Here is a 15,829-nt window from a genome sequence, read left to right as displayed (position 1 = left end):
TCTTAAAAGCGTGACGGGGGTTACAGGGTTGTTAAGGGACATAAGGGGGCGGTCTTTTCAATTTAAGCCCCCTTGTCCCTTAAAAAGGCGAAGCCTTAGAAATAAAATAATTTTTGAAAAAGCATTTATGAAAATCAAATTATTTTAAAACCTTATGAATTTTTCAATTTGATTTAATTTATTCTTTTGCTGTAAAATTTTCCTAAAAAATGGAGCAGGCATTGGGTTTTCAATCTTCAAAATCTTCTTTGAGTGCCATTAGATGGAAAATTTTTCGTTCTAATAAAAGGGCATTTTATTCTTTATGGATTTTTATTATTTTGTTTGTTGTTTCGATGGGTGCGGAATTTATTGCCAATGATAAGCCTTTATTTATCTATAAGGATTCTAAATTTTATTTCCCCATTTTTGTGAATTATCCTGAGAAAGTTTTTGGTGGAGATTTTGATACAGAACCCAATTATAATGATCCTTATGTTAAAGAACTCTTGAAAAACGCCTTTGTTTTGCACGCGCCCATCCCTTATAGCTATGATACTATTGTGATGGATTTAAATTCTCCTGCACCTACAAGTCCGGATAAAAAACATTGGCTGGGAACAGATGATCAAGCTAGAGATGTCGGAGCAAGATTGATTTATGGCTACCGGATTTCTATTCTTTTTGGATTTATTTTAAGTATTTTTAGTGTGTTTATCGGGGTGAGTGCAGGAGCACTGCAAGGGTATTGCGGGGGGAGTATTGATCTGTTTGGACAAAGATTTATAGAGATTTGGAGTGGGGTACCCATACTTTTTTTATTGATTGTGATTTCAAGTTTTTTGGCACCAAGTTTTTGGTGGATTCTTACTTTGGTGCTGATTTTTAGTTGGATGGGGCTTTCATCTGTGGTGCGAGCTGAGTTTTTAAGAGGAAGGAATATGGATTATGTAAAAGCTTCACGTGCGTTGGGTGCATCGGATTTGCGGATTATTTTTTATCATATTTTGCCCAATGCTCTTGTGGCTACCATCACTTATATTCCTTTTATTATGGCAGGAAGTATTGCCACCCTTGTGAGTTTGGATTTTCTGGGTTTTGGAATGCCTGTGGGTAGTGCTTCTTTGGGCGAACTTTTAAATCAAGGGAAAAATAATCTTTCTTCGCCTCATTTGGCTGTCACGGGATTTTTGTCGGTGAGTTTGTTGCTTTCTGTGCTTGTTTTTATTGGGGAAGGGGTTCGAGATGCCTTTGATTCAAATGTCAAATAAGAAAAGTCTTTTAGAGATCAAATCTCTTAGCTGTGGCTTTGAAAGAGGTTTTAGAGTATGTGATATTTTTTTGAATGTATGCGAGGGCGAACGGATTGGTTTGGTCGGAGAGTCTGGAAGTGGAAAAAGTTTCATTGCCAATATGATTTTAAAACTACATCCTTTTGTTTGTGTTCAAAAAGGGAGTATTGAATTTGAAGGGCGCAATTTGCTGCAATTGAGTCAGAGAGAAATTAGAAAGGTTCGTGGGAAGCAGATTGCTTATGTTGCCCAAGAACCTCTTTCGAGCTTAAATCCTTTGCATAAAGTTGGCACACAGGTTTTAGAATCTTTAGTTTTGCATCATTCACATTTGAGCAAAAAGCAAATGTTGCAACGTTTAGATGAAGTTTTTTTTCAAGTGGGATTAAGCCTTGAGCTTCAAAATTGTTACCCTTACCAACTTAGTGGGGGACAACGTCAAAGGGCAGCAATTGCGATGGGTATCATCAATCGTCCCAAGCTTTTGATTTGCGATGAGCCAACTACAGCGTTGGATGCAAGCATTCAAAAACAAATTTTAGAGTTGTTGCAAAATCTTAGCATTCAAAATCAAATGGCGATTTTACTTATCAGTCACGATTTGAATGTGGTGAGGGATTTTGTTCATCGGGTTTATGTGGCCAAAGAGGGTAAGATATGCGAAGAGGGAGAAGTTAAAAACGTGTTTGAAAACCCTAAAAATTCTTATACCAAAATGCTTTTAGAGGCTTTGAAATTGCCTAAAAAATCCATTTCTCCAAGAAAAGAAAAAGTCCTTGAAGTCAAAAATTTTGCAGTCGCTTACCCGCAAAAAAAATTTTTTTTCAAAAAAGATAGTAAAAATGTCGTCAATGATGTTAGTTTTATTTTGCATTCAAGAGAAACTTTGGGGATTGTAGGAGAGTCTGGAAGTGGGAAGAGTAGTTTGGCTATGGGAATTTTAAAGTTGGCAGAAAGCAGTGGGGAAGAGTATCTTTTAGGGCATTCTCTAAGCAATTTAGGGAGTAGGGAATTTAGGCGTTACAGGCGTGAGATTCAAGTAGTTTTTCAAGATCCTTATGCTTCTCTCAATCCTAGAATGCGGGTGCGTGATATTATTTTTGAAGCTTTCAGGCTTGGAGGGTTTGAAAATCGCTTAGATTTGATTGAAGAAGTTTTGGAGTCAGTAGGATTTGAAAAGAAGTTGATAGAATCTTATCCCTATGAGCTTAGTGGGGGACAGCGTCAAAGGGTGGCAATAGCTAGGGCGATTGCGCTCAAACCTAAGGTGATTGTAATGGATGAACCTACATCTGCTCTTGATAAGAGTATGCAAAAAGTCGTTATAGAATTGCTTTTGAGTTTGCAAGAAAAATTTTCTTTAAGTTATTTATTTATCAGTCACGATTTGGATGTGATTGAAGCAGTATGCGATCGGGTAATGGTATTTCAAAACGGCAGAGTGGTTGAGAGTGCAAGTGTCAGAGATATTTTTACAAAGCCTGAAAATCCTTATACTAAAGAATTATTGCGAGCAAGGCTTTAATAATAGGAAAATTGTTATAGTCGTTTATTTCTCACAAAAATTTTTCAGAGAGTCCTAAATGATGATAGTAAAAATCAATTTTTCACGATTTTAATAAACCCTAAGCATATTTTGGCTAAAATCAGCCACTTAAATAGAATAAAACATTAAAGTTAAGGAATAAAGCAATGAAGAAAGGCATTCATCCACAATATGTTCCCTGTAAGGTAACTTGCGTTACTAGCGGAAAAGAAATTGAAGTTTTAAGCACAAAAAGCGAACTTAGGATTGATATATCAAGTTTTTGTCATCCTTTTTATACAGGAAGTGATAAAATTGCCGATGCAGCGGGCAGGGTTGAGAAATTTAAACAAAAATATAATTTAAAATAATGCCGTGCTGACACTCCTGCCCACACCTATAGGGAATCTGGCTGACATTACTTTCAGAACCTTGCAGGTATTGGCAGAGGCTGATATCTTGATGTGTGAGGATATCAGGGTCAGCAAAAAATTGATTTCTCTTTTTAAAAAAAATCCTATTATTAGCGAGCATTTTTGCGGTATTTTTGAAAAAAAAGAGTTTATATCTTTCCATTCTCACAATGAACAAGAATTTTTAAGTAATATTTCAAAAGATTTTTTCAATCAGTGCAATATTGTTTTTATGAGTGATGCAGGAATGCCTTGTGTTAGTGATCCAGGTATGTCCTTAGTGGCTTATGCGATAAAAAATAAAATCCCTTATGATGTATTGCCAGGAGCAAGTGCAGGAATCAGTGCTTATTGTTCTTGCGGATTTGATACGGAAGGATTTTTGTTTGCCGGATTTTTACCACATAAGCAAAAAGACAGGCGTGAAAGGATTTTAAATCTGTTGCAAGGAAGCAGTCGTTTGGATCAGCGGATTTGTGTTGTAATGTATGAGAGTCCTCACAGGATTTTAAACACTTTAGAAGATATTGCTTTGCTTGCTCCAAATGCTTTGCTTTTTGCAATCAAAGAAATGACAAAAATACATCAAAAGTATTTTATAGGAAGTAGTGCTGAAGTGTATGCCCAGATCAAAGGAAGCAATATAAGCGGGGAATGGGCATTGGTGCTTTTATCAGATGAAAAAGCAGAGCGTTCTTTGACTTGCGCGCAAATACTGCAAATGGATATCCCTCCAAAAATAAAAGCTAAAATTGTCTCAAAACTGCAAAATGAAGATGTTAAAAGTGTTTATGAAAAAATTTTAAGCAAAGGATTGTAATGATTGTTTATGGAAAACAAATTGTGTTGCATCTTTTGGAGCGTCATTCGGATTTGGTTGAAGAAATTTATCTTGCCAAAGAGATTGATACAAAAACTTTTGCCTTCATCGCTAAAAATAATCGTCGCATTTTGCGTACAGATCTTAAAAAAGCTCAAGCAATGGCAAGAGGAGGGAATCATCAGGGGTTTTTGGCAAAGATTATCCCGCCTTTACCTATCTCTTTAAAAGAGATCAAAAAATATAATAAGGTTTTAGTGCTTTGCGGGATTACAGATGTTGGAAATATTGGGGCTATTTTCAGAACGGCATATTGTTTGGGTGTGGAGGCAGTCGTATTGGGCTTATCGGAAAATTTTTCTTACGAAGGCGTTATACGTGCAAGTGTTGGGGCTATGCTTGATATTCCATTTTGTGTTTGTAAAAATATTTTGGATCTCATCAATGAGTTTAAAAATGAAAATATTTATTGCTATGGTGCTGATATTATGGGTGAAGATATTAAAAATATCACAATTCAAGATAAATGGGCTTTATTTTTAGGAAGTGAAGGAGAGGGACTCAATAAGAAAATTTTATCAAAACTTGATAAAATAGTCTCAATCAGAATGAAGGGAGATTTCAATTCTCTAAATGTAAGCGTGGCAGCTGGTATTTTAATAAACAGGATGGGTTGAATGGAAGAAGCAATAACAGTACTTAAAAAAATTGGGGTTAAAGAAATCAACAAAACCACCAAAATTTCTGTGGGCAAAATTGAAGATATTCTTGAAAAGAGGTTTTCAAATCTTCAAAGGGTAAGGGTTGTAGGATTTTTAAAAATACTTGAGAGGGAATATCGGGTTGATTTAAGCGGATGGCTTAAAGAATACGATGAAAATTTTTTTTCAGGTATGCAGATTGATGAGAGCATTGAAGATATCGAACATTCTGTTAATAATCTTGATTTTGACACTCAAAAACAAAAAGATGATTTGATTAAGGAGAGAAAAAAACAGCTCATTTCCAAAAAGCGTTTTTATATTTCTTTGATTGTAGTGCTTGTGGTATTGGGAGGGTATTTTGCTTATAAAACTATTTTTATGAAATCTTCAAATATTTCAAAAGATATGCCCCTAACTCAGCAGGAAGATATGTTGGCATCTTCTCAAGATGAAATTGTTCCCAAAGAAGATGAAAATAAACTTCAGGAAGAAAAATCTGATGTTGATTTGACTGAAGATACTTCCGAAAGTACTGCGGAGGATGCTCCTGTGAAAACTCAAAAAAAATATAAGAATCAAATTTTAGTGACTCCAGACCATAGTCTTTGGATTGAAGTATTTGATTTAGATAGCAAGCAGAAATTTCAAACTACCATTGATGCGGCTTATCCTATCGAAGTCAAGGATCATAAGTTATTGATATCTTTTGGTCACGGGGAATTTTCGCTTGAAACAGATGCAGGTGTCGTGCGTTATGAAAAATCTTATCCGATAAGGTTTTTATACACTCCTGAAACCGGATTAAAGCGAATCAGATATGCACAATATTTGAAATTGAGTGGTCAAGATCAATGATTTTAAGAATTATTATTTCTATGTCGTTATTTTTGTCTGTTTTTTTTGGAGATGGTTTTGATGATAAGATTCAAAATCTTATTGGTAGCCAGTCTTATAGTGTAAATAAAAATTTTATTGATCGTATTTTTAGGGATAAGCAAAGTTTTTATACAGATGGTAGAATTGATATTAAAAAGCTTGTTACAACCTTGAAAGACAATGGATTACTGACACTGAAATTCAATGAACCCAGCGAACTGCACATAACGTTTGTTTCCCAAACGACACCAATTTTTTTAACCCGAAGCATTAATAGCGCGCTTTCTTCAATGGGATATTCTTATTTTGCAGTTTCAAAAGCTGAGTATATTGAAGGGATGGCTAAAATTACTTTTAGTTTTTCTACTGAGCACGCTTTAGATCCTGCTATTATCATTGATGAACTCGCCAAACGTGGGTATCTTTTTACTGATATCAAAAGAAATTCTATTTTTGATTGGGAATATGATATTGAGCTTGTAGAGCCTAAACTTGCTAATGCTAGAGAGATTTCTCCTTCTGAGGAAGTTCTAGAGGTTAGGGAAGTGAGTGGGGAATATTGGTTTAGCGCAACAGGAAGTGGTAATATCACAATTACTGCTAAAACTCCTTATTGGCGTCCTAGGATTGTTCTTTATGATAAAAATTTGCAAATTATAAACTTAATCTCTCAAAGCACAACCGCCAATAAAATTACCTTTAGTCTTTTGGATGGGGTGCGATTTATTATGGTGAGCGATACCCAGAATCCTGCTATAATAAAAAACGGAATCCAAGTAAAGTTTGAAGAATTTGATGATTGAGGTTGTTTGATGTTTGATGAGATTGAGTTTGAAAAAATCAAACGATTGCCAAAGTATGTTTTTGCAGCTATTAATGAGATTAAGCTGGATATGAGACATCACAATGAAGATGTGATTGATTTCAGTATGGGAAATCCTGATGGACCTACACCTGAACATATTATTCAAAAGCTTTGTGAGAGCGCTCATAAGCCTAAAAATCACGGCTATTCGGCAAGTAAAGGAATCTATAAACTACGTTTGGGGATTTGCAATTGGTATAAGAAAAAATATAATGTGGATTTAGACCCTAATGCAGAAGTCTGTGTGAGTATGGGAAGCAAAGAAGGTTATGTCCATCTTGTACAGGCTATCACAAATCCCGGTGATACTGCTGTAGTACCTGAACCAGCTTATCCCATACATTATTATGCCTTTATTATGAATGGGGCAAATGTTGCGAGATTTGGGATTGCTTGGAATGAACAGATGGAATTAGATGAGGATCATTTTTTTAAAAATCTTTCCCGATCGCTTAAAGAAACGATACCTAAACCGAAGTTTGTTGTTGTAAATTTTCCGCATAATCCAACTACTACGGTTGTAAATAAAAGTTTTTATACAAAGCTTGTGGATATGGCAAAAAAAGAAAGGTTTTATATCATCAGCGACATTGCTTATGCTGATTTGTGTTTTGATGGCTACAAGACTCCAAGTATCTTGGAAGCTGATGGAGCAAAGGATGTTGCTGTTGAAACTTATACGCTTAGCAAAAGCTATAATATGGCAGGTTGGAGAATTGGCTTTGTGGTCGGAAATAAGAAAATAATTGAAGCACTTCAAAAGATCAAAAGTTGGATAGATTATGGGATTTACACACCGATGCAAATCGCTTCTACCATTGCTCTTGAAGGTCCGCAAGATTGTGTGCAAGAGATCAAAAGCAAATATGAGAAAAGAATGGAAATCTTAATAAAAAGCTTTGGTGATGCGGGTTGGAAAATGAATAAACCAAAGGCAAGTATGTTTATTTGGGCAAAGTTACCTCCTTGCGTGCAGCATTTGGGAAGTTTGGAGTTTTCTAAACGACTTTTAAAAGAAGCTAAAATTGCCTTAAGTCCCGGTGTAGGGTTTGGAGAACACGGGGAGGGTTATGTGAGGATTGCGCTCATTGAAAATGAAAATCGCATCCGACAAGCAGCGAGAAATTTAAAGCTATTCTTAAAAAATTTTGAATAGCTAGTCTCTTAAATATTTTCTCTCTCCTTGTAGCCAAACTTCTTTTGGGAGAATTTTTCCCAATTGATTTGAGGGGATAGTGAAAATATCTTTATCTAAAATCTGAAAACTTGCCTCATATCCAACTTCAAGCTTTCCTAGATTAGGAATTGCAGAGATTTTGGCTCCATTGATAGAAAGCATTTGAATGGCTTTTTGAACATCAATTGCCTCTTTTTTATTGATATCGTGATGATTTGCACTGGTACGATCCACACTTGCTTGAAGTGTGTAATAAAGATTTTCTGGATTTGCCCAAAGGGTTGCGGGAGCATCGCTTGATAAGCTTGTGAGAACAAATTCATCATCAGTCTTAATGCCATAGGCAATTTCTAGGAGATCTTGATCTAAGTTGTTTTTGTAAGCTTCATATTCAGCAAATAAGAATATCGGTTGTGGTGCTAAAGCAAAAGTCATTTTAGATTCTTTCATCTCTTTGAGTTGATCGCGTGATAGAATGGAAGCGTGTTCAAGTCTGATTGTCGGAGCATCTTCAATCCAAGGTTGGATATCTTTGAGCGTATCGATAAGAAATTGAATTGAAGCATCTCCCATTACGTGAATGGCCATTTGGAGTTGATTTTTTCTGGCATAATCGACTGCTTCTAAAAGTTCTTTTTCATCCATTAATTTCATCCCACGCTCATTGCTGTTTGGATAGTTTTTTTTCATAAAGGCTGTTCTGCCTGAAATGCTTCCATCCAAAAAGAGCTTGATACCTGCAATTGAAATATCCCCCTTTGTTTTAACGATAGGTTTTTTACCATTTTTTTTGATATGACTCCATACATAATAAAGGACGACTTTTTGTGAAAATCCTTGTTTTTTTGCTTCTGTATAGATTTGAAATCTATCGATAGGTTCATAGTCGCAAAACATATCACAGACGGCACTAATACCTAATTTATCGTATTTTTTTCCAAGTTTTAATATCTGCCTGATAATATCTTCAGATGTCTGGGGTTTCATTTTGTTTCGAATGAGATCAATAGCGGCAGGTTCATAAAAAATACCATTTGGTTCGCCATTTTCAAATCTTCCTATTTTGCCTTCTTTGGGATCGGGAGTATCTTTATCAATGCCTGCAATTTTTAATGCTTTTGTATTGCAGGAAATGATATGGTAAGAAGATTGATAAATCATAATTGGTTGGGTTGTTGAAGCTCTATCCAAATCCTTACACGTAGGAGATTTTTTTTCTTTCAAAACATTCTCATCCCATCCAAAACCTTCAATCCATTGATTTTCATCACCATTAAGCAATGCAGAGTTTTTAAGTGCTTTAATGATATCCTCAATCGAATTCACAAGTGGTGGCAAACACGGAACACTATCAATATTTTTGGCAACCATATCTGGGTGCGTGTGCGAATCGATAAAAGCAGGAATAACGATAGAATCTTTTAAATCGATAGCATTTGCATCTTTAATTTCATCATTTTTTCCTGTCCATAATATTTTTCCATCTTTTATCCCCATTGCTTCGCAAAAATATCCAGGTTCTTTAAAAATTTTGCCATTTTTGAAATATTGTGTTTGTTGCTCTTTCATTACTTTTCCTTTTTATGTAATATTTTCATCTATAAAGATATAATAAACAAATAATATTTAAAAATAATTCATTCCAAGATGAGCAAAATTTTGACAAATGATACGAATAGTTACCTGTATAAAATTATTTTATTGTTCAAAAAATAAAATTTTTAAAATGAGATGAGATTAGATGTATGCAATTCAAGGGCTTTCTCTATATTTTCATTTGATCTTAATGCAGTGATTTTTTCTACAAAATAGCTTCCTGCTACGATGATATCTACTTTATTTTTGAGTGCTTGTATTTGGGCTTTGGAACGGATACCAAATCCCAAGGCAATTTTTTTATTTGAATTTTTTCTTACGAAATCAATCCATTCAAATAAGGATTCTTGTATTTGGGTTTCACTTCCGGTAGTCCCGCTTCTAGCGACGACATAAATAAACTCTGCAGAAGTTTTAGAGAGTTTTTGAATGCGTTTAGCATTCATTCCAGGTGCAATCAGTTCAATGATGTTGATCTTGTGAATTTTTGCGATCTTTCTCAATCCTTCATCACTTTCAAAAGGCAAATCAGGAATGATGAGTCCTTTGATTCCGCATTTCTTCGCTTTTTTGATAAATTTTTCTATTCCATAGACAAAAATAATATTCGCATAGGTCATAATTAGGATTTGTGTTTTTGTGTTTTTGGAGAGTGAATGTGCAATATCAAATCCATCTTCAATTTTAAATCCATTTTTCAATGCAACATCACACGCATTTTCAATCACAGGACCATCGGCATTGGGGTCAGAAAATGGAAATTGGATTTCTAAAAAATCTGCTCCTCCATTACAGATTCCAAGACCGGATTTAATGCTAGTTTCTTTATTGGGATACCCTCCAATGATATGCCCCATCAATTGAATATTTTTCATTCTAATCCTTTGATGCGTTTGACTTCTTTTTCCAAAAAATTCACCCAATTTTCAGAGTTGAGTGCTTTGGCTGTTATAAAAATGTCTTTATCTCCTCGTCCAGAAACATTGATTATAATTTTTTTATTTTTTATTTTTTGAGAGATTTTTATGGCACCTGCAAGAGCGTGGGAAGATTCTAGTGCAGGAATGATTCCTTCATTTTTAGCGAAAAATTTTAGAGCTTCTAGTGCTTCTTCATCTTTTGCGCTTATGAATTCGATTCGTCCTATACTACCTAGATAAGCGAGTTGAGGACCAATTCCGGCATAATCAAGCCCTGCGCTGATGGAATGAGTGGAACAGAGCTGCCCTTCTTTATTTTGAAGAAAAATGCTTTTGTAGCCTTGAGCGATCCCAATCCGTCCAGAGCTTTCTTTATCCATTCTTGCAGCGTGTTGCCCAATTTTTTTACCAATCCCGCCAGCTTCAACGCCGATTAATGAAATGTTTTTTTCATTTAAAAAAGGAGCAAAAAATCCTATGGAATTGCTTCCTCCACCGACGCAAGCGACTAAATAGTCTGGAAGTCCTTTGAAATAATCTTTGCATTGTTGTTTGACTTCTTTTCCGATGATGCTTTGGAGATCGCGTACAAGATCAGGATATGGATAGGGACCCAAAGCGCTGCCTAATACATAAAAAGTATCTGAATTTCTTTTACTCCAGACTCGTAAAGTTTCATTTACAGCATCTTTGAGTGTTTTACTTCCTGAAGTTACTTCAACGACTTTTGCCCCAAAAAGTTCCATATTAAATACATTGGGTTTTTGTCTCTCAGCATCGATTTCTCCCATATAAATTTCGCATTCCATTTTCAATTTTGCACACGCAGATGCTACCGCCAATCCGTGTTGTCCTGCACCTGTTTCGGCAATAACGCGTTTTTTACCCATTTTTTTAGCAAGCAATACTTGTCCTAAGGCATTGTTGATCTTATGCGCTCCGGTATTAGCAAGCCCTTCGAATTTCAAATAAATCTCATTGTTGAGGATTTGTGAAGCATTTTGAGCATAGATAAGAGGTGTGGGACGTCCAATAAAATGCTTGGACAAATCTTTGAGTTCTTGTTTATAGGCTTTGGATGAGAAAATTTTTTTATACGCCTCTTCTAATTCTAAAAGAGCAGGTCGAAGGATTTCGGGTATATATTGACCTCCGAAATACCCTTGTTTCGTATCACCAAAAAATTTATTTTTGGATTTTAAGGGTATTTTTTTCATTTGGTTTCCTTCGAAAGATTTTTGATTTTTTGGACAATTTCTTTAAGTTTTACTCTATCCTTTTTGCCCACAGAAAGTTCAATTTTTGAATTAATATCAAGCATTTTTGGTTTTAAACGGAGAAATTCATCAATATTATCAATCCCGATTCCTCCTGCAATAAAGAGTTCTTTTCCCATATCTTTAAGCTTTTCAAGCTCTTTGATGTCAATGCTCTTACCACTCCCTCCTTTGTCTATGGATTTAGAATCAAGGAGAATAAAAGGAGAAATGCAATCTTTGGGATAATCTTGGATATTTTCAAAATTGATACAAGCATAAAAATTAAAATCTGCTTCTTTGAGATCAAAAGAGGCGTATTGATTGGGAGTGTGGGGATTGAGCGAATGGAGTTGGATGCAATCAAGAATTCCTTCTTTAAAAAGCTCTCTAGCAGCTGTAAGCTCATCTTTGTTTTCAGTAATTACCCCAACTTTTAGGATATGAGGATAAATTCTTGTAATAGCTTTGCTCATCAATTTGATGTCTTTGATAGAAATATGTCTTTGGCTTTCTTTAGCTAGAATAAAACCGATCATATCTGCTCCTGATTCTGCTGCACTAAATGCGTCGTCAAGATCAGTTATGCCACAGATTTTTACTAGTGGAAAAGAGTTCTCATAAATTGATTTAAATACTTTTGGATAGAAAAGATTTTGATGATTTTGAGCCTTTGTATAGGCTTTGATGAGATTAGGGAGATTTTCGTTTTTGTCTTGAGATTTTACAAGATAACTTCCACAAAGTATCCCATCAAATCCGAAAGTTCCAGCAAGATATCCGTCAAAACTTGATTGTATGCCTGATTCAAATATGGTTTTAATCGATTTTGGAATTTTTGTTTTCAGATGAAGCGCTTTGTTTTTATCAATCTCAAAGGTTCGCAGATTTCTAGAATTTATGCCCAAAAGACTTGGGTTGTATTTAAGTGCAAATTGGCATTCTTGTTCATTATGGATTTCTATGAGTGGGGTGAGGGAATATTTTTGGCATTCCAATAGGATTTCTTTAAACACAGCCTCTTTTTGCTCGTTTTCCATAAACATTGCTACAATCAAAAGCACAAGATCTGCACCTGCTAAATAAGAGATTTTTATTTCTTCAGGATATTGGATAAAGTCTTTTCGCAATACGCTGATATTTTTAAAGGCATTTTTAACTTCCATCAGATCTTTGAGGCTGCCACCAAAATGATCTTCTTCAGTCAGAACAGAAATTACTTTAGCGCCGTTATTGATATAGTTTTTAGCAAGTAAAACAGGATCGGGGATTTCTCCGATATGACCTGCTGAGGGCGAGGCTCGTTTGATTTCTGCAATTATTAATGGTAAGTTTGATTCAAAACAAGGAGACAGAGGAACTTTCCGCTCTGAGGGAATGGAGAAGCCAAAACCAAAACCAAGTTTTTGAATTTTCTCTCCCCTTTTGTGGGCTATTTTTTCCAAGACCTCTGTCATTGCTTTATCCTTTTTGCAGATTCGTTTGTAAAATAATACACATAAAAACTTAAAATAAAAGTCTTTTTGATTTTAAAATGCGATATAATCCCGCAAGGTTTAGGAGGCAAAATTATGGAATCACAATTGATGGGATTGGCGATAGAAACTTACAAAATCACTCTGATCATATCTTTGCCCATACTTTTAGCAGGACTTATTGTGGGACTTTTGGTTAGTATTTTTCAAGCGACTACCCAAATCAATGAGATGACTTTATCTTTTGTTCCTAAGATTTTAGCTGTCATTGGCGTGATTATTCTTACAATGCCTTGGATGCTTAATATGCTCTTGGATTATACGAAAATGCTTATAAATCTTATCCCAAAATTTGTGTTATGAGCAAAACAATTGATTTTTCAAAATACTCAAGCATTAGGGTTGGCGCATCTTTACCTGTCAGAGTGATTGAGAATTTTGAACAAAATATTCAAGATTTAAAAATCATAGGCTATGCCAATAATCTGTTGGTTTCTCCTGAAGCTCGCAATATAGCTATTTTAGGGGAATGTTACGATTATATTTTGGATAGGGGAGATGTGCTTGAGGCTGGAGGGGCTGTGAGTAGTCGAAAGATTTATCGTTATTTTAAGGATTTTGATTTAAGCGGTTTAGAATTTTTATCTGCCTTACCTGGGAGTGTTGGGGGTCTTGTAAAAATGAATGCAGGTATGAAAGAATATGAAATCAAAAATATTTTGGATTCTGTGTGTATAAATGGAGAATGGAGACAGATTCGGGATTTGAAAATGGATTATCGCAATAGTGGCATCGATGGAATTATTTTTGCAGCCAGATTTAAAAAAGTATCAGGTTTTAAAAAAGAATTACTTGAAGTTTTTAATTTGATGCGTTCAACTCATCCTAAAAAACCTAGCTGTGGGAGCTGTTTTAAAAACCCTCAGGGAAATTTTGCGGGAAAATTATTGGAATCTGTAGGATTAAAGGGGTATAATATAGGCGGAATGAGTTTTTCCAAAGAACATGCGAATTTTTTGATTAATTTAGGTGGAGGCACATTTGAAGAAGCGCTTAATTTAATCGATTTAGGAAAAAAAAGAGTGTTTGAGGCATATGGAATTCATCTTAAAGAAGAGGTTGTCATAATCAGATAAAGAATGGAGTAGGTAATGAAGAGGGTTTCTAAGGTTATTTTGATAGGGTCATTATTGGGGAGCGGGGTTGATGCTTTGGAATTTGGAGGAATGGGAAATATTTCTGCCAGTATGGGCGGTGCAGGCGTAGCTTTGAGGAATTCTCAATGGGCGTTGTATTATAATCCGGCCTTGCTTGGAATGGATAAGAAATCAAGAATTGCTTATAGTTTTGGGGTTTCAGTTAAAGAAAAAAATCTTTTATCGCTTGCGACTGTAGATTATGAAAATTTGCAAAAAATGCCCAATAGAGTCGGGGGTATTTTTGGTGGAGGAGCTATTCAAGCAAGTAATGTTGCAGGGGCTGCTGTGACTTCTAAACCTCTTGATATGAGCGGTATTTTCGGCGATGTGCTTAAGAATGTAAATTTTGGAAGTGTTTCAGGTTTGACTTCAACCGTGGATGTTCAAAATTTTATGGAAAATATTCTTTCTGCGAGCGGGGGAACTCAAACTCAAATTGATGCAGTCAAAAATGCTACGAGTCTAAACGATGCTGCAAATGCTTTTAAAAATGCTTTAATGCCCGGAGGGAACTTGAATGATCAAGGGGCAAACGCTTTTGATAAGCTTAAGGGAAGCATCTTAGAAGCGGTTGATAAAACCGGTGGGGACACAGGTATATTCAAAAATATTATTCAAAATGTTCAGCCTGATCAGCTTGGGGGCTTAGCGGAATTGCTTGCAAAAACAGACAAAAATTCAATTAGTTTAGGAGATCTTTTGACAACGATTGGGGGCGTTACCATATCTAAAGGCGATGATCCTCAGATGAATCGTTTTATCCAAGATGTTTATACGATTCAAAATACGCTCAAACAAAATAATCTTGATGTTGCTACGCAGAATGGATTGGTGTTTCAGATAGGTGGAAATGGTCCAGATGCTAGAGGGGCGATAGCATTTGGAATCTTTGGCAGTGCTTTTGCTTCAGCAAGTGCTACATTTGATCCTACCCATAATCAAATCATTATTGATACTGATGGAAATTATGTGAAAGTGAATATTGATGGCAGTTCTATCAGTCTTAATGGTTCCACTAAAAGTGACTATGACAATTATTCACTTCTAAGCAGTACTGCTAACCATCAAATACACGGAACAGGAATTCTTTTAAGTGAGATTCCTATCGGATATGGTCAAGCATTTTCAACACCTATTGGAAATTTTAGTATTGGTCTTACCGGAAAATATATTTTCAGTATGGGTTATGGTTTAGATAGGAGCGGTTCTTTTGATTCTATTGCCAATGGATTCCAAGATATGAATTTAAGAAATGGTACCAAACAGCAGACTTTTGGGATAGACTTTGGTTTTTTGTATAATTATAAGGCTTTTAGTTTAGGGCTTGTTGGAAAAGATTTAAATGAGCCCGTACTAAGAATTAATGATAATCATAAAGTTGTTTTAAATTCTCAATTGCGTGCAGGTCTTTCATATGAATGGAAGATTTTATCCATTGCTGTGGATATGGATTTGAAGCCAAATCATACACTTTCTTATTTATCTCCGGAAAATCAAATGGTCGGTGGAGGAGTAATGCTTGATCTAAAGTATATTGATTTTAGATTTGGATCAATGTATGATTTAAAAAGTCGAACTGGTGAGGGAATTATATTTACAGGAGGCATTAACATTTTAGGTTTCTTAGATCTAGCTGTGCAATCCAATACAAAATTGACAAATGTAGGGGATTATAAGATTCCAAGTTATCTGAGCGTAAAGCTTGGCGGAGGATTTAGCTGGTAAGAAAGGA

At 35.3% G+C, this 15,829-nt stretch carries 15 protein-coding genes; 11 read left to right on the top strand and 4 right to left on the bottom strand.

Annotated features, from left to right (window positions below):
• Positions 1-221: 221 nt before the first annotated feature.
• From BKH41_RS08365 to BKH41_RS08330, 8 genes are all read left to right on the top strand, one after another.
• The gene (locus BKH41_RS08365) at positions 222-1,250 is read left to right on the top strand and encodes an ABC transporter permease (RefSeq protein ID WP_257875448.1); all 1,029 of its coding nucleotides are present in this window, start codon (positions 222-224) and stop codon (positions 1,248-1,250) included.
• Positions 1,225-2,796: an ABC transporter ATP-binding protein gene (locus BKH41_RS08360; protein WP_095298953.1), complete on the top strand. Its 1,572-nt coding sequence runs from the start codon at positions 1,225-1,227 to the stop codon at positions 2,794-2,796. Before BKH41_RS08365 ends, BKH41_RS08360 begins: the two co-directional genes overlap by 26 nt.
• A 167-nt stretch (positions 2,797-2,963) precedes the next feature.
• Positions 2,964-3,167: a 50S ribosomal protein L31 gene (gene rpmE, locus BKH41_RS08355; RefSeq protein WP_095298951.1), complete on the top strand. Its 204-nt coding sequence runs from the start codon at positions 2,964-2,966 to the stop codon at positions 3,165-3,167.
• A gap of 4 nt (positions 3,168-3,171) precedes the next feature.
• Positions 3,172-4,029, top strand: coding sequence for a 16S rRNA (cytidine(1402)-2'-O)-methyltransferase (gene rsmI / locus BKH41_RS08350; protein WP_095298949.1), 858 nt, complete (start codon positions 3,172-3,174; stop codon positions 4,027-4,029).
• Complete coding sequence (rlmB, locus tag BKH41_RS08345; protein ID WP_180762790.1) at positions 4,023-4,706, top strand: 23S rRNA (guanosine(2251)-2'-O)-methyltransferase RlmB; 684 nt, start codon at positions 4,023-4,025, stop codon at positions 4,704-4,706. Before rsmI ends, rlmB begins: the two co-directional genes overlap by 7 nt.
• Positions 4,707-5,588 carry a hypothetical protein gene (locus tag BKH41_RS08340; protein WP_095298944.1) on the top strand — a complete coding sequence of 294 codons (882 nt, stop codon included), beginning with the start codon at positions 4,707-4,709 and terminating at the stop codon, positions 5,586-5,588. It begins immediately after the preceding gene.
• On the top strand, positions 5,585-6,412 hold the full coding sequence (locus BKH41_RS08335) for a hypothetical protein (protein WP_095298941.1): 828 nt from the start codon (positions 5,585-5,587) through the stop codon (positions 6,410-6,412). Before BKH41_RS08340 ends, BKH41_RS08335 begins: the two co-directional genes overlap by 4 nt.
• Positions 6,413-6,421: 9 nt before the next feature.
• A complete protein-coding gene (locus tag BKH41_RS08330; protein WP_095298939.1) occupies positions 6,422-7,630 on the top strand; it encodes an LL-diaminopimelate aminotransferase in 1,209 nt (402 codons plus the stop codon).
• Here BKH41_RS08330 and BKH41_RS08325 read toward each other — a convergent pair whose 3' ends face one another.
• From BKH41_RS08325 to BKH41_RS08310, 4 genes are all read right to left on the bottom strand, one after another.
• Positions 7,631-9,220, bottom strand: a complete 1,590-nt coding sequence (locus BKH41_RS08325; RefSeq protein ID WP_095298937.1) for an amidohydrolase — start codon at positions 9,218-9,220, stop codon at positions 7,631-7,633.
• A gap of 152 nt (positions 9,221-9,372) precedes the next feature.
• Complete coding sequence (gene trpA / locus BKH41_RS08320) at positions 9,373-10,122, bottom strand: tryptophan synthase subunit alpha (protein WP_095298935.1); 750 nt, start codon at positions 10,120-10,122, stop codon at positions 9,373-9,375.
• Entirely contained in the window at positions 10,119-11,384 is a 1,266-nt protein-coding gene (gene trpB / locus BKH41_RS08315; protein WP_095298933.1) for a tryptophan synthase subunit beta, read from the bottom strand. The genes trpA and trpB overlap by 4 nt, the downstream gene beginning before the upstream one ends.
• Complete coding sequence (locus BKH41_RS08310; RefSeq protein WP_095298931.1) at positions 11,381-12,880, bottom strand: bifunctional indole-3-glycerol phosphate synthase/phosphoribosylanthranilate isomerase; 1,500 nt, start codon at positions 12,878-12,880, stop codon at positions 11,381-11,383. Before BKH41_RS08310 ends, trpB begins: the two co-directional genes overlap by 4 nt.
• 114 nt (positions 12,881-12,994) lie before the next feature.
• Between BKH41_RS08310 and fliQ the strand changes: the two genes are divergently transcribed.
• From fliQ to traF, 3 genes are read left to right on the top strand one after another with little or no spacing between them, the layout of a single operon-like run.
• Positions 12,995-13,261, top strand: a complete 267-nt coding sequence (gene fliQ / locus BKH41_RS08305) for a flagellar biosynthesis protein FliQ (RefSeq protein WP_095298927.1) — start codon at positions 12,995-12,997, stop codon at positions 13,259-13,261.
• The gene (locus tag BKH41_RS08300) at positions 13,258-14,034 is read left to right on the top strand and encodes a UDP-N-acetylmuramate dehydrogenase (RefSeq protein ID WP_095298925.1); all 777 of its coding nucleotides are present in this window, start codon (positions 13,258-13,260) and stop codon (positions 14,032-14,034) included. Before fliQ ends, BKH41_RS08300 begins: the two co-directional genes overlap by 4 nt.
• Before the next feature lie 15 nt (positions 14,035-14,049).
• On the top strand, positions 14,050-15,822 hold the full coding sequence (gene traF, locus BKH41_RS08295) for a conjugal transfer protein TraF (protein ID WP_095298923.1): 1,773 nt from the start codon (positions 14,050-14,052) through the stop codon (positions 15,820-15,822).
• Positions 15,823-15,829 lie beyond the last annotated feature (7 nt).

This window comes from Helicobacter sp. 12S02232-10 (assembly GCF_002272895.1).
Lineage (GTDB): Bacteria > Campylobacterota > Campylobacteria > Campylobacterales > Helicobacteraceae > Helicobacter_J.
Note: the sequence above shows the minus strand (reverse complement) of the source record. Positions and strands in the feature narration are given on the sequence as shown.

What these genes read in the sequence shown, in the direction of transcription:
- BKH41_RS08360 (WP_095298953.1), top strand. Translation starts at nt 1,225, where the DNA reads ATGCCTTTGATTCAAATGTCAAATAAGAAAAGTCTTTTAGAGATCAAA.
- rpmE (WP_095298951.1), top strand. Translation starts at nt 2,964, where the DNA reads ATGAAGAAAGGCATTCATCCACAATATGTTCCCTGTAAGGTAACTTGC.
- BKH41_RS08340 (WP_095298944.1), top strand. Translation starts at nt 4,707, where the DNA reads ATGGAAGAAGCAATAACAGTACTTAAAAAAATTGGGGTTAAAGAAATC.
- BKH41_RS08335 (WP_095298941.1), top strand. Translation starts at nt 5,585, where the DNA reads ATGATTTTAAGAATTATTATTTCTATGTCGTTATTTTTGTCTGTTTTT.
- BKH41_RS08330 (WP_095298939.1), top strand. Translation starts at nt 6,422, where the DNA reads ATGTTTGATGAGATTGAGTTTGAAAAAATCAAACGATTGCCAAAGTAT.
- BKH41_RS08325 (WP_095298937.1), bottom strand. Translation starts at nt 9,220, where the DNA reads ATGAAAGAGCAACAAACACAATATTTCAAAAATGGCAAAATTTTTAAA.
- trpA (WP_095298935.1), bottom strand. Translation starts at nt 10,122, where the DNA reads ATGAAAAATATTCAATTGATGGGGCATATCATTGGAGGGTATCCCAAT.
- trpB (WP_095298933.1), bottom strand. Translation starts at nt 11,384, where the DNA reads ATGAAAAAAATACCCTTAAAATCCAAAAATAAATTTTTTGGTGATACG.
- BKH41_RS08310 (WP_095298931.1), bottom strand. Translation starts at nt 12,880, where the DNA reads ATGACAGAGGTCTTGGAAAAAATAGCCCACAAAAGGGGAGAGAAAATT.
- fliQ (WP_095298927.1), top strand. Translation starts at nt 12,995, where the DNA reads ATGGAATCACAATTGATGGGATTGGCGATAGAAACTTACAAAATCACT.
- BKH41_RS08300 (WP_095298925.1), top strand. Translation starts at nt 13,258, where the DNA reads ATGAGCAAAACAATTGATTTTTCAAAATACTCAAGCATTAGGGTTGGC.
- traF (WP_095298923.1), top strand. Translation starts at nt 14,050, where the DNA reads ATGAAGAGGGTTTCTAAGGTTATTTTGATAGGGTCATTATTGGGGAGC.